This window comes from Massilia yuzhufengensis, from assembly GCF_900112225.1.
GTDB lineage: Bacteria > Pseudomonadota > Gammaproteobacteria > Burkholderiales > Burkholderiaceae_D > Telluria > Telluria yuzhufengensis.
This window is the reverse complement of record NZ_FOLD01000013.1, coordinates 49240-73749: the sequence shown is the minus strand read 5'-3', so window position 1 is coordinate 73749 and position 24510 is coordinate 49240. Positions and strand designations below refer to the sequence as shown.

General features: G+C 66.4%; 21 protein-coding genes and 1 pseudogene. 12 read left to right on the top strand and 10 right to left on the bottom strand.

Features of this window, described 5'->3' with window-relative positions; genetic code table 11:
* Positions 1–46: 46 nt before the first annotated feature.
* The gene (lexA, locus tag BM031_RS12730; protein ID WP_091874946.1) at positions 47–679 is read right to left on the bottom strand and encodes a transcriptional repressor LexA; all 633 of its coding nucleotides are present in this window, start codon (positions 677–679) and stop codon (positions 47–49) included.
* A gap of 394 nt (positions 680–1073) precedes the next feature.
* On the opposite strand from lexA, the gene rpsF reads away from it, so the two are divergent.
* The 7 genes from rpsF (at position 1074) to BM031_RS12695 (ending at position 5842) form a co-directional block, all read left to right on the top strand.
* Complete coding sequence (gene rpsF / locus BM031_RS12725; protein ID WP_091874945.1) at positions 1074–1472, top strand: 30S ribosomal protein S6; 399 nt, start codon at positions 1074–1076, stop codon at positions 1470–1472.
* A 27-nt stretch (positions 1473–1499) separates the two neighbouring features.
* Positions 1500–1790, top strand: coding sequence for a primosomal replication protein N (priB, locus tag BM031_RS12720; RefSeq protein ID WP_091874944.1), 291 nt, complete (start codon positions 1500–1502; stop codon positions 1788–1790).
* Between the two features lie 34 nt (positions 1791–1824).
* A complete protein-coding gene (gene rpsR, locus BM031_RS12715; RefSeq protein WP_091874943.1) occupies positions 1825–2115 on the top strand; it encodes a 30S ribosomal protein S18 in 291 nt (96 codons plus the stop codon).
* A gap of 36 nt (positions 2116–2151) precedes the next feature.
* Entirely contained in the window at positions 2152–2604 is a 453-nt protein-coding gene (rplI, locus tag BM031_RS12710) for a 50S ribosomal protein L9 (protein WP_091874942.1), read from the top strand.
* 106 nt (positions 2605–2710) lie between these two features.
* Entirely contained in the window at positions 2711–4096 is a 1386-nt protein-coding gene (locus BM031_RS12705; protein ID WP_091874993.1) for a replicative DNA helicase, read from the top strand.
* A gap of 84 nt (positions 4097–4180) precedes the next feature.
* On the top strand, positions 4181–4807 hold the full coding sequence (locus tag BM031_RS12700) for a DUF47 domain-containing protein (protein WP_091874941.1): 627 nt from the start codon (positions 4181–4183) through the stop codon (positions 4805–4807).
* 24 nt (positions 4808–4831) lie between these two features.
* Entirely contained in the window at positions 4832–5842 is a 1011-nt protein-coding gene (locus BM031_RS12695) for an inorganic phosphate transporter (protein ID WP_091874940.1), read from the top strand.
* A 249-nt stretch (positions 5843–6091) separates the two neighbouring features.
* Here the strand turns inward: BM031_RS12695 and BM031_RS12690 are convergent, their stop codons facing one another.
* From BM031_RS12690 to BM031_RS12680, 3 genes are all read right to left on the bottom strand, one after another.
* Positions 6092–6316 (bottom strand): hypothetical protein, encoded by a 225-nt coding sequence (locus BM031_RS12690; protein WP_177207744.1) that lies wholly within the window; start codon positions 6314–6316, stop codon positions 6092–6094.
* Between the two features lie 136 nt (positions 6317–6452).
* Positions 6453–6713, bottom strand: coding sequence for a hypothetical protein (locus BM031_RS12685; RefSeq protein WP_091874938.1), 261 nt, complete (start codon positions 6711–6713; stop codon positions 6453–6455).
* A gap of 150 nt (positions 6714–6863) precedes the next feature.
* Positions 6864–7760, bottom strand: coding sequence for an MBL fold metallo-hydrolase (locus BM031_RS12680; protein ID WP_091874937.1), 897 nt, complete (start codon positions 7758–7760; stop codon positions 6864–6866).
* 204 nt (positions 7761–7964) lie between these two features.
* On the opposite strand from BM031_RS12680, the gene BM031_RS12675 reads away from it, so the two are divergent.
* The 5 genes from BM031_RS12675 (at position 7965) to BM031_RS12655 (ending at position 18956) form a co-directional block, all read left to right on the top strand.
* On the top strand, positions 7965–9596 hold the full coding sequence (locus BM031_RS12675) for a GAF and HD-GYP domain-containing protein (protein WP_091874936.1): 1632 nt from the start codon (positions 7965–7967) through the stop codon (positions 9594–9596).
* Positions 9597–9608: 12 nt separating this feature from the next.
* On the top strand, positions 9609–11876 hold the full coding sequence (locus BM031_RS12670; protein ID WP_091874935.1) for a CHASE2 domain-containing protein: 2268 nt from the start codon (positions 9609–9611) through the stop codon (positions 11874–11876).
* 215 nt (positions 11877–12091) lie between these two features.
* Positions 12092–13690: a ShlB/FhaC/HecB family hemolysin secretion/activation protein gene (locus BM031_RS12665; protein ID WP_091874934.1), complete on the top strand. Its 1599-nt coding sequence runs from the start codon at positions 12092–12094 to the stop codon at positions 13688–13690.
* A 9-nt stretch (positions 13691–13699) separates the two neighbouring features.
* Positions 13700–18199, top strand: a complete 4500-nt coding sequence (locus BM031_RS12660; protein WP_091874933.1) for a two-partner secretion domain-containing protein — start codon at positions 13700–13702, stop codon at positions 18197–18199.
* Positions 18165–18956: a FecR family protein gene (locus tag BM031_RS12655; protein ID WP_229408846.1), complete on the top strand. Its 792-nt coding sequence runs from the start codon at positions 18165–18167 to the stop codon at positions 18954–18956. Before BM031_RS12660 ends, BM031_RS12655 begins: the two co-directional genes overlap by 35 nt.
* A gap of 27 nt (positions 18957–18983) precedes the next feature.
* On the opposite strand, the pseudogene BM031_RS12650 reads toward BM031_RS12655, so the two are convergent.
* The 6 genes and pseudogenes from BM031_RS12650 to BM031_RS12625 all read right to left on the bottom strand — a co-directional run bounded on the left by BM031_RS12650 (position 18984) and on the right by BM031_RS12625 (position 24366).
* Positions 18984–20256: pseudogene (locus BM031_RS12650) on the bottom strand (RNA polymerase sigma factor).
* Positions 20253–20678: a VOC family protein gene (locus BM031_RS12645; RefSeq protein ID WP_091874932.1), complete on the bottom strand. Its 426-nt coding sequence runs from the start codon at positions 20676–20678 to the stop codon at positions 20253–20255. Before BM031_RS12645 ends, BM031_RS12650 begins: the two are co-directional and overlap by 4 nt.
* Positions 20679–20695: 17 nt before the next feature.
* Complete coding sequence (locus tag BM031_RS12640; protein WP_091874931.1) at positions 20696–21061, bottom strand: YciI family protein; 366 nt, start codon at positions 21059–21061, stop codon at positions 20696–20698.
* 182 nt (positions 21062–21243) lie between these two features.
* Entirely contained in the window at positions 21244–21603 is a 360-nt protein-coding gene (locus BM031_RS12635; RefSeq protein WP_091874930.1) for a YciI family protein, read from the bottom strand.
* A gap of 28 nt (positions 21604–21631) precedes the next feature.
* Complete coding sequence (locus BM031_RS12630) at positions 21632–22447, bottom strand: hypothetical protein (RefSeq protein WP_091874929.1); 816 nt, start codon at positions 22445–22447, stop codon at positions 21632–21634.
* Between the two features lie 104 nt (positions 22448–22551).
* On the bottom strand, positions 22552–24366 hold the full coding sequence (locus tag BM031_RS12625) for a PhoH family protein (protein ID WP_091874928.1): 1815 nt from the start codon (positions 24364–24366) through the stop codon (positions 22552–22554).
* Positions 24367–24510 lie beyond the last annotated feature (144 nt).

Genomic DNA, 24510 nt, shown 5'->3' with positions numbered 1-24510 from the left:
CAGGGCGCGCGCGGCGCCATGGCGGCGCCGCGTCAGGGCGGAAGGCTTAGTGCCAGCTGCGCATCAGCCCGACGGCCAGCCCTTCGAGGGCGAACTCGTCTTCAGGCGTCACCTGGATGACCTTGAAGTCCGGATTCTCCGGCAGCAGTTCGACCAGGTTGCCGGTCTTGCGGTAGCGCTTGACGGTGACTTCTTCGCCCAGCCGGGCCACGACGATCTGGCCGTTCTTGGCGCTGTCGATCTTCTTCACGGCCAGGAAGTCGCCATCGCAGATGCCGGCGTCGCGCATCGACCAGCCCTTGACCTTGAGCAGGAAGTCCGGACGCGCCGAGAACATGGCGGCATCGACGCTGTAGGTGGCTTCGACGTGTTCCTGGGCCAGGATCGGCGAACCGGCGGCCACGCGGCCGACCAGCGGCAGCGACATCATCAGCGCGGCAGGGACCAGCGGCACCTGTTCGACGCTCGCGCCAATCAGGCGGATGCCGCGCGAGGTGCCCGGCGAAATTTCGATTGCCCCCTTGCGCGCCAGCGCCTGCAGGTGTTCCTCGGCCGCATTGGCCGACTTGAAGCCCAGTTCAGCCGCGATTTCGGCGCGGGTCGGCGGAAAACCGGTGTTCTCGATCGCTTCCCTGATGAGGTTAAGGATCTGTTCTTGCCTTGCAGTGAGCTTTAGCATGTATGTGTTACGGCAATAGGTTGTGTGAGTAGACTGTATTTTTGTACAGTATTCAGGGATGCGCAAGGGGAAACGCGGGAAAAGTGGAAAAAAATTGTGCAATGCGGTTCGCTTTGCTGCTAACTGTGGTGGCTGTGCACGCAAAATTGGATCCCGGCCTGCGCCGGGATGACGGATCAAAGGACGCGGGACAGAGGAAGCGCCAACGAAGTTGCTACATTGAAAACCGTCGTTCCGGCGAAGGCCGGAACCCAAGTTCGAAGCGCCACGTTAGCCCAACAACACCCCAGTTCCCACAACCCCCCATTTCACGCTATAATGTCCGGCTTTCCCTTCCCACACTCGTCTTGACGCCGAGGTGGGCATTTGTTTAAACGTCCTCAAGGAGTAATGCATGCGTCATTATGAAATCGTTTTTATCGTCCACCCGGACCAGAGCGAACAAGTCCCGGCGATGATCGAGCGTTACAAAGCCACGGTGTCGAGCCGCGGCGGTAACATCCATCGCGTCGAAGACTGGGGCCGTCGCCAGATGGCTTACCAGATCCAGAAGCTGCCGAAAGCCCACTACATCTGCCTGAACATCGAGTGCGACAACGAGACCCTGGTCGAGCTGGAAACCGCATTCAAGTTCAATGATGCCGTCCTGCGTCACCTGACCGTCAAGATGAAGAAGGCTGAAACCGCACCATCGCCGATGATGAAGTCGGTCCAGCGCGAAGACGCAGCCAAGAGCCACCGTGCCGAAGCCGCAGCGCCAGCAGCTGCAGCCCCTGCCCCGGCTGCTGCCTAAAGTTTTTCCAGGGAATTCAATAGCGGAGTGAACCAGCTTCAGCTCATCGCGACCATCGCGGAGCGTGACGTACTGCGTTACACCCCGGCCGGTGTCCCCATCGTGGGCGCCATCCTGATGCACAGTTCGCAGCAGGAAGAGGCTGGTGTAGCAAGGCTGGTCCAGTTTGAAGTCACCGCGCTTGCCGCGGGAGAGATTTCAGGCAGGTTCGCCAGCGCCGAACTCGGCGCGGCCTACCGCTTCGAAGGATTCCTGGCCCGGAAAAACCGTAACAGCAAAGCCCTGGTGTTTCACATCATTGATTTCAGTGCCGCTTAAACCGGCATCATTTAGATAGATACAGGAGCCTCACATGGCATTCGGTAAAAAGTTCGACAAAAACAAAGCCAAAGAAAAACTGAAGCGTAAACAGCAGAACCCGCTGTTCAAGCGCAAGAAATTCTGCCGCTTCACCGCTGCAAACGTGGAACAGGTCGATTACAAAGACGTCGACACCCTGAAGGACTTCGTCCAGGAAAACGGCAAGATCATGCCGGCACGTCTGACCGGCACCAAGGCGCACTACCAGCGCCAGGTCGACACCGCGATCAAGCGCGCACGCTACCTCGCGCTGCTGCCGTACACCGACCTGCACCACGGTTAATTCCCGTCGTACAGATCAGAACTTCTGGAGAAAACTATGCAAATCATCCTTTTGGAAAAAGTTGTTAACGTCGGCAACCTGGGCGATGTGGTCAAGGTCAAGGACGGTTACGCACGTAACTTCCTGATCCCGCAAAAGAAAGCACGCCGTGCTACCCAGGCCGCCGTGGCCGAGTTCGAAGTCAAGCGCGCTGAACTGGAAAAAGCTGCCGGCGAAAAGCTGAACGCCGCCCAGGCGCAAGGCGACAAGCTGAGCGGCATGACCGTCACGATCTCGCAAAAAGCGGGCGTGGACGGCCGCCTGTTCGGTTCGGTCACCAACTTCGACATCGCTGAAGCCCTGAGCAAGCAAGGCTTCGCGGTCGAGAAGTCGCAGGTTCGCCTGCCGACCGGCCCGCTGAAGACCACTGGCGAGTTCCCTGTTGCCGTCGCGCTGCACACCGACGTCATCTCGGAAATCACCATCGCTGTCGTCGGCGAAGCTGCGTAAGCTGCTGTTGTATAAATGAAAAAGCCGGGTTCTCCCGGCTTTTTTTTATTTCTGGAAACTATGCAATGATGACAGCCGTGTGACCGGAAAAGGTATAATGCCCGCCATGAATTCCCCATCCGATCCGCAAGTCGATTCACTGCGCATCCCGCCGCATTCCATCGAAGCAGAGCAGTCCGTCATCGGCGGCCTCCTGCGCGATAACGCCGCGTGGGACCGCATCGCCGACTTCATGAACCCGGACGATTTCTACCGCTACGACCACCGCATCATCTTCGAACAGATGGTCCGCCTGATCAATGGCGGCAAGCCGGCCGACGTGATCACCGTGTACGAGGCCTGCAACAACCTCGGCAAGGCCGACGACGTCGGCGGCCTGCAGTACCTGAACGCGATGGCGCAGAACACGCCGTCGGCGGCCAACATCCGCCGCTACGCCGAGATCGTGCGCGACCGCGGCATCCTGCGCAAACTGATCACGGTGGCCGACGAGATCTCGGGCAACGCGTTCAACCCGCAGGGCAAGGAAGTCAAGCAGATGCTGGACGAAGCCGAATCGAAGATCTTCGCGATCGCCGAAACCGGTTCGCGCGGCCAGCAGGGCTGGAACCCGATCCAGCCGCTGCTCACGCAAGTCGTCGAGCGCATCGACGAACTATACTCGCGCGAGAACCAGGGCGAGATCACCGGCGTGCCGACCGGCTTCATCGACCTTGACCGCATGACCTCCGGCCTGCAGCCGGGCGACCTGGTGATCGTGGCCGGCCGTCCGTCGATGGGCAAGACCGCGTTCTCGATCAACATCGGCGAGAACGTCGCGATCGAAGCCGGCCTGCCGGTGGCCGTGTTCTCGATGGAGATGGGCGGCACCCAGCTGGCCATGCGTATGCTCGGCTCCGTGGGCCAGCTCGACCAGCACCGCCTGCGTACCGGCCGCCTGAACGACGAGGACTGGCCGCGCCTGACGCACGCCATCCAGAAGATGAACGACGCCCAGCTCTATATCGACGAGACGCCGGCGCTGAACCCGATCGAGATGCGTGCACGCGCACGCCGCCTGGCGCGCCAGTGCGGCAAGCTGGGCCTGATCATCGTCGACTACCTGCAGCTGATGCAGGGCAGCCAGCCGGGCGACAACCGCACCGCCGAGATCTCCGAGATTTCGCGCTCGCTCAAGGGCCTGGCCAAGGAGCTGCATTGCCCCGTCATCGCACTGTCCCAGCTGAACCGCTCGCTGGAACAACGCCCCAACAAACGACCCGTCATGTCCGACCTGCGCGAATCGGGCGCTATCGAACAGGATGCGGACGTTATCATCTTCCTGTATCGCGACGAGGTCTACAACCCCGACTCGCCCGATAAGGGAACCGCCGAAATCATCATCGGTAAGCAGCGTAACGGCCCGATCGGGGCCATCCGCCTTACCTGGATCGGCCAATACACCAAGTTCGGTAACTACAGCGGTAACCTCGCCGTCTACCAGGGCGACTAAGGTATCCCGTAGCACCGATTGCTTTGCCGCCGCCAGCCGTGGCGGCGGTTTCGAAGTCCCAAGAGATTCACAACGGAGAATAATATGTTTGGACGCCTGATGCCCACCGAGGGCAAGTTTTTCGACCTGTTCAACCAGCACGCCGCGCTGTGCGTGAAGGGTGCCCAGGAGATGCTTGGCCTGATGACCAACTTCGACGACCTGGAAAACCGCACCCATGCGGTGGAGAGCATCGAGAAGCAGGCCGACAAGATCACCTACGCCTGCGTCGACATGCTGCACAAGACCTTCATCACCCCGATCGACCGCGATGACATCCACAAGCTGATCACCCGCATGGACGACATCCTCGACATGATGGAAGACGGCGCCCAGACCGTGTCGCTGTACGACCTGCACGCGGTGACCCCGGAAGCCAAGCGCCTGGCCGAACTGTGCCTGTCGTGCTGCCTGAAGGTGCAGGAAGCGGTCGGCATGCTGCACGACATGGGCAACGCCCAGAAGATCGTCGCCATCTGCGAAGAGATCGACCGCTTCGAATCCGACGCCGACCACGTGATGCGCGCCGCCATGTCCAAGCTGTTCCGCGACGAACCGGACGTGCGCAACCTGATCAAGATGAAGGCCATCTACGAGATCCTCGAAACCGTCACCGACCGTTGCGAGGATGTCGCCAACATCATCGAAGGCATCATCGTCGAAAACGCATAACGCGGCCAAAGAACAAGAATAATCATGGAAACTCTACACATCAGCATCTACGTGCTGGGCGCGCTGGTGGTGCTCGCGCTGATCTTCGACTTCATGAACGGGTTCCACGATTCGGCCAACGCCATCGCGACCGTCGTGTCGACCGGCGTCCTGAAGCCGCAAAGCGCCGTCGCCATGGCCGCCTTCTTCAACTTCATCGCGATCTTCGTGGTGAGCATGAAGGTGGCGCAGACCATCGGCAAGGGGACCATCGACCCGCATGTGGTCGACCACTATGTGATTTTCGGGGCCCTGGTCGGGGCCATCGTCTGGAACATCATCACCTGGTACTACGGCATCCCGTCCTCGTCCTCGCACGCCCTGATCGGCGGCCTGGTGGGCGCCGCGGTGGCCAAGTCGGGCACCGGCGCGCTGATCTCTGCCGGCCTGCTCAAGACCGTCATGTTCATCGTGCTGGCTCCGCTGCTGGGCTTCGTGCTCGGTTCGGTCATCATGCTGATGGTGTCGTGGATCTTCGTGAAGTCCACGCCGCGCAAGGTCGACGTCTGGTTCCGCCGCCTGCAGCTGGTGTCGGCCGCCGGCTACTCGCTCGGCCACGGCGGCAACGACGCGCAGAAAACCATGGGCATCATCTGGATGCTGCTGATCGCGGCCGGCTACACCAACCCGACCGACGCCTATCCGCCGACCTGGGTCATCATCTCGTGCTACGCGGCGATCAGCTTCGGCACGCTGTTCGGCGGCTGGCGCATCGTCAAGACCATGGGCCAGAAGATCACCAAGCTCAAACCGGTGGGCGGCTTCTGCGCCGAAACCGGCGGCGCGATGACCCTCCTGATGGCGAGCTTCTGGGGCATCCCGGTCTCGACCACCCACACCATCACCGGCGCCATCGTCGGCGTGGGCGCCTCGCAGAAGGCTTCGGCCGTGCGCTGGGGCGTGGCCGGCAATATCGTGTGGGCCTGGGTCTTCACCATCCCGGCATCGGCCTTCATGGCGGCCGTCTTCTGGTGGATCGGCACCCATATCATGTAAAGCGCCGCGGCGCAAAAAAAACCCGGCGCCGCCGGGTTTTTTTATTCCACTTCGCACTTCGGGGTCAGGTCTGACATTTGGACACGAGCTCTGCCGTAAGCAGCCAATGAATGCCGTACGGCCAGTGAAATCGACAATTAGTTGGCAGGATTGTGCTTGTACAGATGAGGCCGTGTCCAAATGTCAGACCTGACCCCGAAGTTGGCAAAAAAAACCCGGCGCTGCCGGGTTTTTTTATTCGTGCGCCGCCTATTGGCCGGGCGGCAGCGCCGGGGCGGTGCCCGGGTTCATGCGGGCGCTTTCGATTTCGACCGCGCTCAGGGTGCCGACCACACTGGTGCCCTGGCCCTTCTTGCGCGGGATGTTGCTGCCGGTCGGGACGTAGCGTTCTTCTTCCTGGGCCAGTTGCTGGGCGCCGCCGGAATCGTTGGTGGCGCAACCGGCCAGCAGGGTAGAGGCCACAGCGGCCAACATGAATTTCTTCATCGGGGTGCTACTCCTTTCACATGGTGATCAAGCAATTAACAACCTGAACCATTGTAAGGGCGATCTGGTGCGAAAACCCGGGATCCCGGGGCGCGGCGCGAAATTATCCCGCCAGGGTGAAGACTTACAGCGCCGGGTGGCCGGCCACGCCATTGGACTGCGTCGCGCGCGCGTTCTCGACCGCGTTCCGGTCGACGGCGGTGATCGGGGCGGCGCCCAGGCCCTGGCCATTCTTGCGCGGGATGAAGGTGCCGGTCGGGGCGTAGGCTTCGTCGCGCGCGACTTTCCGAGCGCCGTCGGGCGCGGTGGGGGCGGCGCATCCGGACAGCGACAGGGCGAGCAGGGCGGCGAGCGCGCAGCCGGCGGGGGTGGTCGGGGTGGTCATGCAGTTCTCCTTGGAATGCGTTGGGTTGTAGTTGCTAGCTGATGCAAGCCGCCCTGACCATTTGATGTCGGGAAGGCCGGCGAAGACGTTTCGATATCGTCCAGCTCCAGGGTCGGCATGCCGTCGTGGAGCGCTCGCCGGCCGGCTGGTTCACAGCGTGACTTCCAGGCCTTCGAAGGCCAGGCGCACCTGCAGGCTGCCAAGGCGCCCCTGGTAGCGCGCCATCACCGCCGCGAACACGGCTTCGAGGTCGTCGTCGCTGCGGGTCGGTTCGTGGTGGGTGCAGTACAGCGCGCGCGCGCCGACCCGCAGCGCCATCTCGATGGCGGCGTCGAAGGTGCCGTGGCCCCAGCCGGCCTTGGACGGGTATTCCTCGCGGGTGTAGGAGCAGTCGACGATGAGCGCATCCACGCCCTGCATGGCGGCGTCGATCGCGCGCTCGCGCTCGTGCAGGTGGCGTTCGAAGTCGTCGAAGGCGGCGTCGCCCGGCGGGTAGGGGTTGTGCCAGGGCTCGTGGTCGCCGGTGAAGAACAGCGCCCGCCCGCCGCAGCCGATGCGGTAGCCCAGGTTGGTGACCGGATGGTTCATCAGCACGTTGCCCACCACCGCGTCGCCCACCTCGACGTCCACTCCGAGCGCGAGGGTCTGGTACTCGATGGTGGCGCCCATCTGGGTTTCGCTGACCGGGAAGTAGCTGTTCTGCAGCTGCACGTTCATCACGTGCTCGATGCCGGTGCCGGTGACCGGGTCATGCGCCCCATGCAGGCGCACCCGGCTGCCCTTGATGAACAGGGGCGTGAAGAAGGGCAGGCCGTGGATGTGGTCCCAGTGGCTGTGGGTAATGAAGATGTTGGCGTCCACCGCCGGCCCGGGCGGGCGGGCCAGCAGGTGCTGGGCCAGCGGGAACAGGCCGGTGCCGCCATCGAGGATGATCAGCGTGCCATTGTCGCTGCGCACTTCGATGCAGGTGGTATTGCCGCCGTAGCGTGCGGTACGTGGACCTGGGGACGGTATCGAGCCACGCACCCCCCAGAAGCGGAATTTCATCTCTACTCTACTCCCCAGCCAAACTGTCGTTGTCATTTAGAACATCGGGATGATAGCGGCTTTGTACCAAAATGCATCCAAAAATTGTAATTTATCGAAGGCGCATGTACACAGCCGCGCCCAAGGCCGCTACACTTCCGTAAAATTACCATCTGGAAAATAACTTTCCCGCGTGCATACGTGGGCTCATCCTGTCCGCCCACCATGCAAGAGCTCAATCCCACCCAAATCGCGCAACGCCTGCACCAGCTCACCGAAGTGAGCGTGGCGCTGGGCGACGTGCACGACACCGCCGCGCTGCTCGACCGCATCCTGCTGGTGGCCAAGCAGATGACCGACGCCGACGGCGGCACCCTGTACCGCCCGAGCGAAGACGGGCGCAGCCTGTGCTTCCACATCTCGCTGAACGACACCCTCGGGATCCACCAGGGCGGCGTCAGCGGAGCCCCGATCGACATCGCGCCGGTGCCGCTGTACGACAGCTACGGCAACAAGAACCTGGCCTCGGTGGCGGCCTATGCGGCCAATTTCAACCAGTCGGTGAACATCGAGGACGTCTACAAGGCCGACGTCTTCAATTTTTCCGGCATGCGCAGTTTCGATGCGACCTTCGGCTACCTGTCGCAGTCGATCCTCACGGTGCCGATGACCGACCACGAGGGCGAGCTGGTGGGCGTGCTGCAGCTGGTCAACGCCAAGGACCGCCGCAGCGGTCCCGGGGCCGGCACCATCCGCGCCTTTTCCCAGACCGACCAGCGCTTCATCGAGGCGCTGTCGGCGCAGGCGGCGATGGCGCTGACCAACCAGCGCCTGATCCAGCAGCTGGAGAACCTGCTCGAATCGCTGGTCAACCTGATCAATATCGGCATCGACGAAAAGTCGCCCTACACCGGGCGCCACTGCCAGTTCGTGCCGGAGCTGACGATGATGCTGGCCGAGGCGGTGCACGCCACCGGCACCGGGCCGCTGGCGCGTTTTCGTATGACGGACGCCGACCGCAGGGAACTGTGGCTGGCCGGGCTCCTGCACGACTGCGGCAAGATCACCACCCCGGTGCACGTGGTCGACAAATCCACCAAGCTGGAAACCATCTTCGACCGCATCCACCTGGTCGACACGCGTTTCGAGGTGCTGCTGCGCGACTGCGAGATCCGCGCGCTGCGCGAGAAGTGCCTGCCCGGGGCCAACATTGCCGCGATCGACGACCGGCTCGGCTCCGAGCTGGCGCGCATCCGCGCCGACCGCGACTTCCTGCGCCGCGCGAACGTGGGCGGCGAAGGCATGTCGCCTGAGGACCAGGAGCGCGTGCGCCGCATCGGCCAGCTGCGCTGGACCGGCCCGGACGGCCAGGAGCAGGCCTTCCTGTCCGAGGACGAACTGCTCAACCTGACGGTGCGCTTCGGCACCCTGACCGAGGACGAGCGCAAGATCATCAACAACCACATCGACGTCACCGTGCGCATGCTCGAGTCGCTGCCGTGGCCCAAGCACCTGAAAAACGTGCCGGAATACGCGGGCGGGCACCACGAGCGCATGGACGGCAAGGGCTACCCCAAGGGCCTGACGCGCGAGCAGATGTCGGTGCAGGCGCGCATCATGGCGATCGCCGATATCTTCGAAGCGCTCACCGCCGCCGACCGTCCCTACAAGAAGGGCAAGAAGCTGTCGGAGTCGCTCCAGATCCTCGGCAAGTTCGCCCTCAACGGCCACATCGACCCGGACCTGTTCGACATCTTCGTGCGCAACCGCGTCTACCTGCAGTTCGCGCACAAGAACATGGACGCGCACCAGATCGACGAGGTCGACGAAGCGGCGATCCCCGGCTACCGGCCCTAAGCCCGCGGCCGCATGAAACGCGCCAGGCAGCTGCTGTCACGGTATGGAGGGCGCTGGGCGCTGGGACTGCTGCTGACCCTGGGCGCCGTGCTGTATCCGCTCGATTACTGGACCAGCCATACCATCGAGCGCCAGGACACCATCATCGCCGACCTGCGCGTGCGGCTCGAGCCTTTCGAGCCAGATAAGGCCATCGTCATCGTCGACATCGACAGCAAGAGCCTGAACGAAGTCGGGCGCTTCCCCTGGAGCCGCAACATCATGGCCAGGCTGGTCGACCAGCTCACCGGCCACTATGGCGCCGGCGCGGTCGGCTTCGACGTCTCTTTCCCCGAGCCGGACACCAGTTCCGGCTACGCCGAGCTGGAACGCCTGGCCGGGCGCGAACTCAAGAACGTGCCGGCCCTGCAGCGCGAACTGGCCCAGCTCAAGCCGCAACTCGACTACGACGGCATGTTCGCCGACGCCCTGCGCGGCCAGCCGGTGGTGCTGGGCTTTAACATCTCGAGCGACCAGGCCAAGGGCGTGCTGCCCGCGCCCCTGTTCACCACCGACTTCCTGAATGGCCGCGAGGGCCGCGCCTACTCGGCAAAGGGCTACGAAGCCAACATCGCGCAACTGCAGGGGGCTGCGCGCGGCGCGGGGATCTTCACCGCCACCACCGACGCCGACGGCGTGGTGCGCTCCTCGCCGGTGCTGTTCCAGATCGGCGACGGCTACTACCCGTCGCTGTCGCTGGCGACCCTGGCCGCCTTCCTCGATGCGAAAGCCGTCAACCCGGTGATGCACGGGACCGTCGACACCCTGTCGGACAGCGACAAACAGGCGTCGGCCTTCGACACCATCCAGATGTTTACCCGCAAGGCCGGCCGGGTGGTGTTCCCGGTGGGCGAGGCGATGATCTCGACCGTGCAGTTCCGCGGCCGCGGCGGGCCGCAGGGCGGGGCCTTTCCGTATGTGTCGGCGGCCGACGTGCTGGCCGGCCGGGTCGCGCAGGAGGTGCTGGAAGGCGCGATCGTCCTGGTCGGCACCACCGCGCCCGGCCTGCAGGACTTGCGCGCCACGCCGGTCAACGCCGAGTACCCGGGTGTCGAAATCCACGCCAACATGATCAAGTCGATGCTGGACGGGCGCTTCAAGACCCGCCACTGGTCGGCGCAGGTGGTCGAGGCGGGCCTGGTGGGCGCGGTCGGCGTGGTGCTGGCGCTGGCGCTGGCGGTGCTCACCCCGGCCTGGTCGGTGCTGCTCGCGGCCTGCGCCTTCCTCGCCTGCGGCGCCTTCAACTACTACATGTACACGCAACAGGACATGATCCTGAACGTGTTCATCTGCCTGCTGCTGGTGGCCAGCCTGTTCGTGCTGAACCTGGCCTGGGGCTACTTTTTCGAGTTCCGCAAGGGCAGGGCGCTGGTCTCGCGCTTCGGCCAATACGTGGCGCCCGAGCTGGTCGCGCAGATGGCCGAGGATCCGCAAGCCTACAACATGGACGGCGAGAGCCGCGAACTGACCGTCATGTTCGTCGACGTGCGCGGCTTCACCACCATCTCCGAGGGCCTGAGCCCGAAAGAGCTGCGCGAGTACATCAACCTGTACCTGACGGCCATGTCCGAGGACATCCGCTCGCGCCACCAGGGCACGCTCGACAAGTACATCGGCGACGCCGTGATGGCCTTCTGGGGCGCGCCGGTCAGCTTTCCGGACCACGCCGGCCGCGCGGTGGCCACGGCGCTGCTGATGCAGGACAGCGCGGCGCGCCTGAACACCGACTTCCTGGCGCGCGGCTGGCCGGAACTGAAGATCGGCATCGGCGTCAACAGCGGCCTGATGCACGTCGGCGACATGGGCTCGGCAATCCGGCGCGCCTATACCGTCATGGGCGACGCGGTGAACCTGGGCGCGCGCCTGGAGGGCATCACCAAGGTGTATGGCGTGGGCATCGCGGTGGGGGCGGCGACCCGCCTGGCGGCGCCGGAATTCGCCTGGCGCGAGCTGGACCTGGTGCGGGTCAAGGGCAAGAACGAGCCGGTGGCGATCTTCGAGCCGCTCGGCAAGCCGGCCGCGCTGGCGCCCGGGGTGCTGGATGAACTGGCGCAGTGGGAGGCGGCGCTGGCGCTGGTACGCGCCCAGCAATGGGATGCGGCGCAGCCGGCCATCGAGGCGCTGGCGGCGGCCCATCCGGCGCGCGGCCTGTATGCGCTCTACCTGCAGCGCATCGCCCATTACCGCGCGCACCCGCCCGGCAGCGAATGGGACGGCGTTACCAGCTTCGACACCAAGTAGCGCCAGCCCGGCCCGGCGGGTGTGTCGTTCGAGCAACGGAATCTGTCGGAGTTTCCCCCATGCGATGGGGGAAGTTTCCTTAGTCACCTGAATTTTTCTCCATTGCAACAAAAAGCTCGCTACACTTCCCCTTATCAGGGGACGTGGTGTTGCCGGCGCTCCCCGTCCTGTCATAAAAAAAACTTATAAATACGACCATTCGTAAAGCAAACCTAATGAATCAATGTTTTGCACGCCTGTTCGCGGGCTCCGTGCTTGCCCTGGCCGTGACTGCGGCCTGTGCGCAGGAAGCGGCGCCGGACGACATCGTCCGCTTCACGATCAGCCGCTTCGAGGTGACCGGGAACACCCTGCTGAGCGCTGGCGAGATCGAGCAGGCCGTGGCGTCGCACGCCGGCGCCGGGCGCGATTTCGGCGACGTCCAGCGCGCCCTCGAGGCGCTAGAGGCGCTCTACCATGCGCGCGGCTACAGCGTGGTGACGGTCCAGCTGCCGGAGCAGGAGCTCAATGGCGGCGTGGTGCGCCTGCAGGTGCTGCAGACGAAGATCGGCAGGGTCACGGTGGCGGGCAACCGGAGCTTCAGCGCAGCGAACATCCGGCGCAGCCTGCCGGCGCTGCGCGAAGGGCAGACGCCGAACCTGACGCAGGTATCGGCCAACCTGAAGCTGGCCAACGAGAATCCGGCCAAGAAGGTCAAGCTGAGCCTGGGCAGCGGGGCGGCGGACGACACGGTGGACGCGCGCATCGACGTGCTCGACGAGCGGCCGTGGAGCGTGATGGCGAACTTCGACAACACCGGCACCAGCGAAACCGGCACCACCCACGCCGGCGTGGTGCTGCAGCATGCCAACCTGTGGGGGCGCGACCACGTCGCCAGCCTGCAGTACACCACCACGGTGGAACAGCCGTCGCAGGTAGGCGTGTGGGGCCTGGGCTACCACGTGCCGCTGTACGGCCAGGGCGCCGCGCTCGACCTGTACGCCAGCTATTCGGACGTCGATTCCGGCGTGGTCACGGCCGGCCTGTTCGACCTGGCCGTGAGCGGCCGCGGCGCGGTCTACGGCGCGCGCTACAGCCAGGTGCTGGCCAAGCGCAGCGTCGGCGCGCGCGAGCTCGAAGGGCGACTCATCTACGGCCTGGAAGTGAAGGCCTACAAGAACAGCGTCGTGTTCTTCGACCAGGACTTCGGCAACAACGTCACGGTGCGCCCGGCCAGCATCGGCTACCTGGGGCGCGTGGCGCTGGACAAGGGCGAAGCGAATATCTCGGCGACCCTGCTGCGCAACATCCCGGGCGGCTCGCGCGGCGCGCAACAGGACTTCACGGCGGCGCGCGCGGGCGCGAAAGCCGGCTACACGGCGCTGCGCCTGGCCGGCGCCTGGAGCCGCGCGCTCGGCGACGGCGACTGGCAAACCCGGGTGCTGGCCAATGGCCAGTACTCGCCCGACGCGCTGATGCCGGGCGAGCAGTTCGGCGCCGGCGGCTCGACCAGCGTGCGCGGTTTTCGCGAACGCGAACTGGCGGCCGATTCGGGCCTGGGCCTGAACCTGGAACTGTACACGCCGAACCTGTGCAGCAGGAGCGGATGGCAGTGCCGCCTGCTGGCCTTCTACGATACCGCCTACGGCAAGCGCAACCACGCGCTGCCGGGCGAACTGCGCAGCACCACGATCGCCGGCGCCGGCGCCGGCCTGCGCTTCTCGGTGGGCAGCGCGGCCAGCCTGCAGCTCGACTACGGCAATGTGGTGAAAAAGGGCGCCCTGGGCGGCGCCAGCAAGGACAGGCTGCACGTGCGCGTCGGCCTGGCCTACTAGGGGAATGACATGAGCAAGACCAGGAACGGATTGATCCGATTGAGCAGGGCGGCGCTGTGCGTCGCGGCATGCGTGGGCGCCGCCCACGCGGCGCCCACGCTGCCGAAAGTGGTGACCGGCCAGGCCACCTTTACCCAGGACGGCAACGTGTTCTCGATCACGAACACGCCCGGCACCATCATCAACTGGCAGAGCTTCTCGGTCAATGCGGGCGAAATCACCCGCTTCATCCAGCAAAGCAGCGACAGCGCGGTGCTCAACCGGATCGTCGGGCAGGACCCGAGCCGCATCCTCGGCGCGCTGCAGTCCAACGGCAAGGTCTTCCTGATCAACCCGAACGGGGTCGTGTTCGGGCGCGGCGCGCGGGTGGACGTCAACGGCCTGGTGGCCTCGACCCTGAACCTGAGCGACGCCGACTTCCTGGCCGGTAAGAAGAACTTCAGCGCCGGCCCGGCGGCCGGCGCGGTGCGCAACGAAGGCGCCATCACCACCCCGAGCGGCGGCAAGGTGTTCCTGGTGGCGCCGAACGTCGAGAACAGCGGCGTCATCACCGCGCCGAACGGCGAAGTGGTGCTGGCGGCCGGACGCAGCGTGCAGCTGGTCGATGCCGGCAATCCGGACATGACAGTCGTGGTCTCGGCGCCCGACCACCAGGCCATCAACCTGGGCCAGGTGGTGGCGCAGGGCGGCCGCATCGGCATCTACGGCGCCCTGGTGAACCAGCGCGGCGTGGTCAACGCCAACAGCGCGGTGCTCGGCCAGGACGGCAAGATCACCCTGAAGGCGAGCCGCGACACGGTGCTCGAGGCGGGCACCATTACCAGCGCCACCGGCGCCGGCAAGGGCGGCACGATCGAGCTGCTGGGCCAGCGCGTCGGCCTGGCCGGCAATGCGGCGGTGGACGCCAGCGGCGCACTGGGCGGCGGCGCCGTGCTGGTGGGCGGCGACTACCAGGGCAAGAACGCGGCGCTGCCGAATGCGCAGCAGACCTGGTTCGGCAAGGACGCCAGCATCCGCGCCGACGCCATCCAGGGCGGCGACGGCGGCAAGGTCGTGCTGTGGTCGGACGGCGCCACCGCGGCCTACGGCAGCATTTCGGTGCGCGGCAGCGGCGCGGGCCAGGGCGGCCTGGTCGAAACCTCGGGCCACGACCTCGATATCGACGGCATCCGCGTGGACGCCGGCGCGGCAGCGGGCCGCAGCGGCACCTGGCTGCTCGACCCGTGGAACATCATCGTGGCCAACGGCGGCACGGCCGCGGCCAGCGACGTCAATGTGTTCAGCAAGCCGCCGATGGCGGGCGACACCCGCATCGCGCCGGCGACCCTGCTCGCTACCAATGCGAACATCGTGCTGCAGGCCGAGAACGACCTGCGCTTCGAGAACGACCTCGAGACGCTCCACAGCGTGCGCGCCGAGGCGAAGAACAACCTGACGGTGAACGCCCTGGTCAAGGCCGGCGGCGACATCGACCTGCGCGCCACGAACCGCCTGACCCTTGGCGCGAACGGCCGGCTGGTCTCCCCGAACTACATCGACCTCAAGGCCGACCGCATGACGCTGGCCGGCGACATCGACGGCGCCGGCGGGGTCTTTCCGGTGGTCTCGTTCAACCCCTTCCTCGACAGCACCGCGATCAGCGTGCGCGGCCTCGAACCGGCCGGCATGCTGGCGCTGGACCCGGCGCGCCTGGCCGCCTTCCGGGCCTACGAGATCAACCTGGGCAGCAGCGCGCATAACGCTGCGATCAGCATCGACGATGCCTTGAGCCTGCAGGGCAGCCTGCTGCTCGACACCCGCGGCGCGATCAACGTCAACGCACCGGTGCGCCTGCAGGGCGCCGGCAGCCAGTTCATGGCCACCTTGCACCCGGACGCGACGCCGGGCACCATCCAGGTGAGCGGCGCAATCGAGGCCGTGAAGAAGATCCAGCTGGACGCCAACCGCGTCGTCGTCGGCGGCGCCCTGGGCGCGACCGATATCGACGTCAGCGCGGGCAACGGCGGCATCGCCCTGTCGCACAACATCGGCGCCGGCAACCAGGTGAGCCTGCGCTCCAGCGGCGCGGTGAACCAGGACGCCAGCGCAGCCGTGACCACCAGCAAGCTGCTGGTGGAAGGCAGCGAAGTCGGGATGGCGGGCGCCAACCGGGTGAGCACACTGGCGGGCAGCGCTTCCGAGCGCGATTTCCGCTTTCGCTGGATCGACGACCTGCACGTCGGCGCGGTTGGCGGCGTGGCCGGCCTGAAGGCCAAATCGCAGCTCTCCCTGACCGGCGGCGCGCTGTTCGCCGACAGCAGCATCGAGAGCGATGCGGCCCTGCTGGTCGATGCTGCCTTCATCGGCGGCACCGGCAGCTACAAGGGAACGAACCTGGATCTCGCCTCGCTCGGCGGCATCGGCAGCGCCACCAGCGCGCTGCGGACCAGCTCGACCTATCTGAGCGCAAGGAACACCGGCAGCGGCAGCGCGCCGCTCAACATCGTCAACGACCGCGCCCTCACCATCGGCAACGTGGTACAGGCGGGCAGCGGCAACGGCGGTGCGATCTCGATCGAGAGCACCGGCAGCCTGACCGTGGCCCCGACCGAAACCGGCGGCGATGGCGTGAAGACCGGCAGCGGCAACATCAGCCTGGTGACCCACAGCCCGCTGACTATCCTGGGCAAGGTGTCCAGCAACAGCGGCAACATCGTCCTGCGCGCCGAGAACAACGGCGCACTGACCATTGCAAGCGGCGGCCAGGTAGCCACGGCCTCGGGCAACGTCAGCCTCACCGCCGGCAGCATCAGCTACCCGGCCGGCAGCATCGTGGTCTCCGGCCCGGACAAGCTGTCGGTCACGAACACCAGCGCGCCCGTGGATCCGCGGCCGGACCCGGTGCCGCCGCTGAATACCTGCCTGAGCAATCCGGGCGCATCGGGCTGCAGTGGCGTGCTGGAAGCGGCGACGCGTACCTGTATCGCCAACCCGGGCGCAGCCGGCTGCACGGCGGTGCTCGATACCGCGACGCGCACCTGTACCGCCAACCCGGCTGGGCCGCAATGCGCCCAGGTGCTGGAACGCAACGCGATCCTGCAGTGCGTCGCCAATCCGAAAGCGCCTGGCTGCAGCACCACCCTGCCGAGCTACGAGGCCTGCGCCGCCGCGCCGTCGAAGCTGGGCTGCGCGCCGGTCATCGCCGAGCGCGAGGCCATCAACGCCTGTATCGCCAACCCGAAAGGCGCCGGCTGCGCCGCCACGCTGCCGCCACTGGCGGTGTGCACCACGGCGCCGTCGACCTACGGCTGCGCCCCGGTGATCGCCGAGCGCGAAGCACTCGACGCCTGTATCGCCAACCCGACAGCACCGGGCTGCGGCGCGGTCCTGCCGCCGCTGGCCGAATGCCGCGTCAACGCCGGCGTGCCGGGATGCGCACCCGTGCTGGCGCGCGCCGAATTCGACGCCTGCTTGGTCAACCCAAGCGCTCCCGGCTGCGCCGCGCGCCTTCCGGCCCTGTCGATCTGCAAGGCCAGTCCTGGCGTCGAAGGCTGCGCCCAGGTGCTGCAGCTGAGCTTCAACGCTTGCCTGGTCAACCCGCGCGACGCGTCCTGCGCCGGCATCTTGCCGACGCTGTCGCAGTGCGTGATGGACAAAGCCGCCGCTGGCTGCCAGGTGGTGTTGCCGACCCTGGCGCAATGCATCGCCAGTCCGGCGCTGGCGGGCTGCTCGGTGCAGCTGCCATCGCTGCCGCAGTGCGTGGCCGACAAGGGCGCGCCCGGCTGCCAGGCCGTGCTGCCGACGCTGGCGCAGTGCGTCGTCAACCCGGCGCTGGCCGGCTGCTCGGTGCAGTTGCCGACCCTGTCGCAGTGCATCGCAAACCCGGCGCTGAGCGGCTGCTCCGTGCAGCTGCCGTCGCTGTCGCAGTGCGTGGCCGACAAGGGCGCCGCCGGTTGCCAGGCCGTGCTGCCGACGCTGGCGCAGTGCATCGTCAATCCGGCGACGCCTGGCTGCTCGGCGCAGCTGCCGACGCTGTCGCAGTGCGTGGCCGACAAGGGCGCTGCCGGCTGCCAGGCCGTGCTGCCGACGCTGGCGCAGTGCATCGGCAGCCCGACCCTGCAGGGCTGCTCGGTGCAGCTGCCGACACTGTCGCAGTGCGCGGCCAATCCGCAGCTCGCAGGCTGCGCGGCCGTGCTGCCCAAGCCGGATTTCTGCGCGACCCACCCGCTCGACCAGTCGTGCGTGGTGTTCAACCCGGCCCCGGTGCAGGATGGCGGGCAGTCTAACGCGCCGGTGGCGCAGGCGCAGCAGGCCACCGTGAAGCTGATCAATGCAGCGGCGCCGGCGCCTGCCGCAACCGGCGCCAGCACCGCCGCCACCAGCAGCGGCGGCACCAGCAGTACCAGCAACAGCAGCAGCGAGGGCGGCGCCGCCGCGCCGGACAAGGCCGAGTCTAAGGCCGGCCCTGCGACGAGCACGAACACCGGAGTCAAGAATGAAAAACCAGCCGCAAAAATGTACTGCAACTAAGCCGCCGCGCGGCGTCGCGGGCGCGCTGCTGTTCGCGGCGCTGCTCATGGCGGGCAACCCCGCCTGGGCCGCGCAGGTGGCCGGCATGGTCGCGCGCCTGAGCGGGCCGCTGATGGTCAAGAAGGCCGACGGCAGCGTCAAGGTATTGGCCCTGCGTTCCGAGGTCGAGAGCGGCGATACGCTGATCTCGGAAAAGAACACCTATGCCCAGATCAAGTTCGTCGACAACAGCGAGATCACGCTGCGCCCCGGCACCACCTTCAAGGTCGAGAACTTCGCCTATGACGAAGGCAAGCCGGAAGGGGACGACGCCAGCTACAGCCTGGTCAAGGGCGGCCTGCGCTCGATCACGGGCCTGATGGGCAAGCGCAACAAGGAGAAGTTCTTGCTCAAGACCCCGAACGCCACCATCGGCATCCGCGGCACCACCTTCGTGGCGCAGTACGTGCCGGCGCCGGGACCGGCGTCGCCGAAAACGCCTGTCGGCGGCCCGCCGGCCGCACCGGTCATGGCGCCGGGGCTGTACGTGCAGGTCAGCGACGGCGCGATCGTCGTCAGCAACGCCGGCGGCTCGCTGGGCTTCCAGGCCGGCCAGTTCGGCTTCGTGCCCAACCCGAGCCGGCCGCCGGTACTGGTGCCGAGCAATCCGGGCCTGATCTTCACGCCGCCGCCCGCCTTCAACGTCAACCCGGGCGGCCCGCTGGCCAGCCAGGGCCCCGAGGGACGGCCGGACACGGTGGATTGCATCGTCCGCTGAGCCCAGCCTGCACCCGGCAGGCTGTTCTCATGAGCGCTGGGCGCGCGCCCGTTCCAGCAGCAGTGCGCGTTCGCGGCCGTTGGCGGTCATGGCGGCGGCGCGTTCGAATTCGAGGCGCGCTTCTTCGCGCCGCCCCAGCTTGGCCAGCAGGTCGGCGCGCACGCTGGGCAGCCAGTGGTAGCCCTGCAGCTTGCCGTCCTGCGCCAGCAGGTCGGCCAGCGCCAGCCCGGCCGCGGGGCCGTCGGCCATGCCCACCGCCACCGCGCGATTGAGTTCCACCACCGGTGAAGGCGACACCGCCGCCAGTTCGGCGTACAGCGTGGCGATGGCGCGCCAGTCCGTTTCCGCAGCCGTGCGCGCGCGCGTGGCAGGCGGCGATCGCGGCCTGCAGCAGGTAGGAGCTGCGCGGCAAGGCAAGCGCTTCGGCGCGCGCCAGTGCCGACAGCCCGCGCCGCAGCAGCACGCCGTCCCAGCGCGCGCGGTCCTGGTCGAGCAGCAGCACCGGCCGGCCTTCAGGGTCGGTCCGCGCGCCCATGCGCGAAGCCTGCAGTTCCATCAGCGCGACCAAGCCGAGGGCCTCCGGCTCGTTCGGGGCCAGCTGCGCCAGCATGCGGCCCAGGCGCAGGGCCTCGTCCACCAGGGCCGGGCGCATCCAGTCGTCGCCGGCGGTGGCGGTATAGCCTTCGTTGAAGACCAGGTAGACCGCTTCCAGCACCGCGCCCAGGCGCTCGCCCAGTTCCTGCGGGGGCGGCAGCTCGAAGGGCACCCTGGCTTCGCCCAAGGTCCGCTTGGCGCGCACGATGCGCTGGGCCATGGTCGCTTCGGGCACAAGGAAGGCGCGCGCGATCTCCTGCGTCGACAGGCCGCCGAGCAGCTTGAGCGTGAGCGCCAGGCGGGCGTCGAGCGAGAGCACCGGGTGGCAGGCGGTGAACATCAGGCGCAGCAGGTCGTCCTGGAAGACGTCGTTGCGCGCCGCATCGAGGCTGTCGACGAAATCGGGCACGATGAGCGCCTCCTGGGCTTCGAGGTCGAGGCCGATCTGTACGAGCTTTTGCTGCAGCACGCGGTCGCGCCGCAGCCGGTCGAGCGCGGCGTGTTTGGCCGTGGTAACCAGCCAGGCGGCCGGATTGTCCGGGATGCCGTCGCGCGGCCAGTGCTCGAGGGCGGCCACCAGCGCATCCTGGGCCAGCTCCTCGGCCAGGCCGACGTCGCGCACCATCCGCGCCACCGTGGCGACGATCTTCGCCGACTCGATGCGCCAGACGGCGGCGATGCTGCGCTCGACCTGTGCGTCCATCAGGCCTGGGCGTCGGCCATGGCGGCCTGCTCGGGCATGCTTTCCATGTACACCAGCTCCCACATGTGGCCGTCCGGGTCTTCGAAGCCGTGCTGGTACATGAAGCCATGGTCCTTCGGCTCGAACGGCCAGGCGCCGCCGGCGGCCTTCGCCTTGCCCGCCATGTCGTCGACCGCGGCGCGGCTGTCGCACGACAGGCACAGCAGCACTTCGGTGGCGCCGCGCGCGTCGCTGATGGGTTTCTTGGTGAAGGTCTGGAAGAAGGGCTCGGCCAGCAGCATGACGTAGATATCGTTGGAAACGATCATGCAGGCGCCGTCCTGGTTGCTGAACTGCGGGTTGAAGCCGAAGCCGAGCGCCGCAAAAAAGGCCTTGCTGCGTTCGAGGTCCTTGACCGGGAGGTTGACGTAGATTTGCTGGTTCATGGCGCTGTCCTTTGTCGTCAGGGGAGGTCGTGCGGTTCGTAGAGCTGGCGTACTTCGATCTCGGCGTCCGCCATTTCGCCGTGCGGGGCGGGGAAGCGGCGCGCCCATTCCATCGCTTCTTCCCGGCTGCGCACCTGGATCAGGGTGTAGCCGGCGATCAGTTCCTTGGTTTCGGCGAAGGGGCCGTCGACGACGCTGCGCCGGCCTTCGCGGTAGCCGATGCGCCAGCCGTCGCTGCTGGGACGCAGGCCGTTGGCGTCGAGCAGCACGCCGGCCCGGGCCAGCTCCTGGTGGTAGGCGGCCATCGCGGCAAACAGCGGCTCGCCGGGCAGGACGCCGGCTTCGGTGTCGGTAGTAGCCTTGACGATGATCATGAAGCGCATGTCGGGTCTCCTTGTCGTGGGGTGGGAGCTTTTGAGGGCTTCCATTACATACGACGAATGCGCTTGTGGCGGATCGACATGGGGATTCACATTTATTTTAGTGGGTGCGTACGAACTTGGCGGGAACGATGCCAGTGGCACCATTCCCGCCTTCTCCGGAACCCAATTTTGCTCGCAACCCGCTACCGATCAAAACAAGGCGCAAGCCCCCGCACTTCCACCGTCGCCCACTCCGCCGCCGGACACGCCTGCGCCAGCGCAATCGCCTCCTCGCGCGAATCTACATTCACCAGAAAGAAGCCCCCCACCATCTCCTTGGCCTCCGCAAACGGCCCATCCACGACGCGCGCCCTGGCGCCACCCGCAACCGTCACGCGTGCAGCGCTGTCCTGCGAGGCCAGCGACTCCGCCGCCAGCAGCAGGCCCCGGCTGCGCAGGTCCTCGCCGAAGCGCAGCATGCGGTCGTAGACGGCGCGGCCTTCGGCCACGCTGCGGGTGGCGCGCTGGCCGGTCGGTTCGTGGATCAACAGCATGTGCGGCATGAGGGCTCTCCGGTCGGTGTGAACCTGGCTATTCTAAGCCGCGTCGCGCCGGACGGCACGCTGCGGCGCGCCAAACGGCTGCGCGCTGGACGAAGTGTTTCACCGCCAGCTGCACCACCAGCGCGTTACCCGTCGCCACCAGGAAGGCCACCCCAATCGGCTGCGCCCGCAGCAGCAGCGACAGCACCACGCAGAACACGGCGAACGCGTAATAGCCGTTCACCATGCCGCGCAGCAGCGCGACTGCGAAGCCCGGCCCGCTGGCGCGGTGCGAGAAGCCCACCAGCACCGTGCTCATCACCGGGAACATGGCGAACAGCCCGCTCAGGCGCGCGCCCAGCGTGGCGGCGGCGCAGGTGACGCCCAGCGCCAGCAGGGCGCCGGCCAGCATGCGCCAGGGCAGGTCGCGCGCCGGCTTGCCCGCCGCCGCCTGCGCCGGCATGCGCCCGAACAGCGCAGGCGCGCCCGCCAGCGCCCCGACGATGAACGCGAAGCCGGCCCACAGCGGCAGCGTCACCGACTGCAGCAACAGCACCGCGCCCGCGTAGGCGAGCAGTGCGGCCGTCATGGCGCGCGGCATGCCGAGGTGAGCGCAGCGCGCGTAGGCGATGCTGAACACCAGGATGGCGAACACGGCCAGCAGGGTATTGGCCGCGGCAGTGGCGGCGAAGTCGGCGCCCTGTTCGAGCGCGATGACCAGCAGGATCGGGCCCGAGACGATGGGAAAGGCCGACAGCCAGCCGGCGATGCCGGGCCCCCAGCGGCGCCCGGCCAGGGTGACCAGGGCGATCAGGATCGGAACCAGCAGCAGCTTCAGGAGCAGCAGGGGAAGAAAGTCGGGCATGCAGGATGAATAGAGGGTGGAAATGAAAAACGCCCGCTGGATTCAGCGAGCGTTTTGGGAAAGCGCCTGTCAGGTCAGTGACGGGCGAAGCGTTTCAGGCACGCTTACAGCACCTCGCTGGCGTGGTCCGCCAGGCGCGAGCGTTCGCCGCGCGCCAGGGTGACGTGGCCGCCATGGCTCCAGCCCTTGAAGCGGTCGACCACATAGGTCAGGCCGCTCGAGCCTTCGGTGAGGTAAGGCGTGTCGATCTGGGCGATGTTACCCAGGCACAGGATCTTGGTGCCGGGACCGGCGCGCGTGACCAGGGTCTTCATCTGCTTCGGCGTCAGGTTCTGCGCTTCGTCGATGATGAGGAACTTGTTGACAAACGTACGGCCACGCATGAAGTTCAGCGACTTGATCTTGATGCGCGAACGGATCAGGTCTTGCGTCGCCGCACGGCCCCAGTCGCCGGCATCGCCGTCGCCCTTCATCAGCACTTCCAGGTTGTCGTCGAACGCGCCCATCCATGGCGACATCTTCTCTTCCTCGGTGCCCGGCAGGAAGCCGATGTCTTCGCCCACCGGCACCGTGACGCGGGTGACGATGATCTCGTTGTACTGCTTGGTCTCCAGCACCTGCGCCAGGCCCGCAGCCAGCGCCAGCAGGGTCTTGCCGGTACCGGCCTGGCCCAGCAGGCTGACGAAATCGCATTCCGGGTTCATGAGCAGGTTCAGCGCGAAATTCTGCTCGCGGTTGCGCGCGGTGATGCCCCACACATTGTTCTTGTTGTGGCTATAGTCGCGCAGGGTCTGGAACACGGCGGTCTTGCCGGTGATCTGCTTCACCTGCCCATAGAAGGGCGACTCGCCATTCTTCGGTTCCATGAACACGAACTGGTTCACCAGCAAGGTCGGGATCAGGGGACCCGTCATGCGGTAATAGGTGGCCGAGTTGCCGTTCTTGTTTTCCTGCCACGACTCCATGTCCTTGCCGTGCTTGGTCCAGAAGTCGTCCGGCAGCTGGACGATGCCCGAGTACAGCAGGTCGGTGTCTTCCAGCACATGGTCGTTGAAGTAGTCTTCGGCCGGCAGGCCCAGGGCGCGCGCCTTGATGCGCATGTTGATGTCTTTCGACACCAGCACGATGGCGCGGCCGCCCATCTGTTCTTCGAGTGCGCGCACCACGCCCAGGATCTGGTTGTCCGCCTTGCCCGATGGCAGGCCTTCCGGCAGCGGCGCCGCATCCAGCTTAGTCTGGAAGAACAGGCGGCCCTTGGCGTCCTTGTTGCCGAGCTTGGCCAGCGGGATGCCGGCTTCGATGGCGTCGTCGTCGATGTTGGCGATCAGGGCGTCGAGCGTGCGCGAGACCTGGCGGGCGTTGCGCGCGACTTCCGACATGCCCTTCTTGTGGTTGTCGAGCTCTTCCAGCGTCATCATCGGCAAGTAGACGTCGTGCTCTTCGAAACGGAACAGCGATGTCGGGTCATGCATCAGCACATTGGTATCGAGCACGAACACCTTGGTGGTGCCGCTGCGGTCGGCCTTGCGGCTGGTGGAGGACTTGACGTTGACCTCGACCGGCTTGTGCTTGGCCGGATGCGGCTGGTCGGCATCGGGTTCGAGCAGGCGGGCGGCGGGCGCCGGAGCGATCGGGCCTTGCTTCGGCTTGCGCGACGGGCCCCTGGCCAGCGGCGCATCGGCGTCGCGGGCTTCGGCGGGCGCCACGGCCTGCACCGGTGCGGGTTCGTTGGCCGCCTTCGCCTTGCGTGCCTTCGTGGCCTTTGGCGTCGGGACGGCCTGGCCGCTGATCAGGTCTTCGAGGTCGGCGTCGGTCTTGGCGGACGCCGGGCGAACGGGCGACTTGCCTGGTTCGGCTTGCGGGTAATCTTTTGCCAGCAGCATGGTCGCTGGCTTGGTGGGCATTTTTGGCAGTGGCATCAGGTTCTCGTTCTAAAAAGGTCTGGAAGACCGCGCAGGGGCGCCAATGCTGGCGCGCTGCTGCGCGGGATCGATGCTACTTGGGGGGGTTGCCGCTGGTGTTGCCAAGGCAGGGGCTGCAGCCGGAGGATGCCGGTCCGGCAG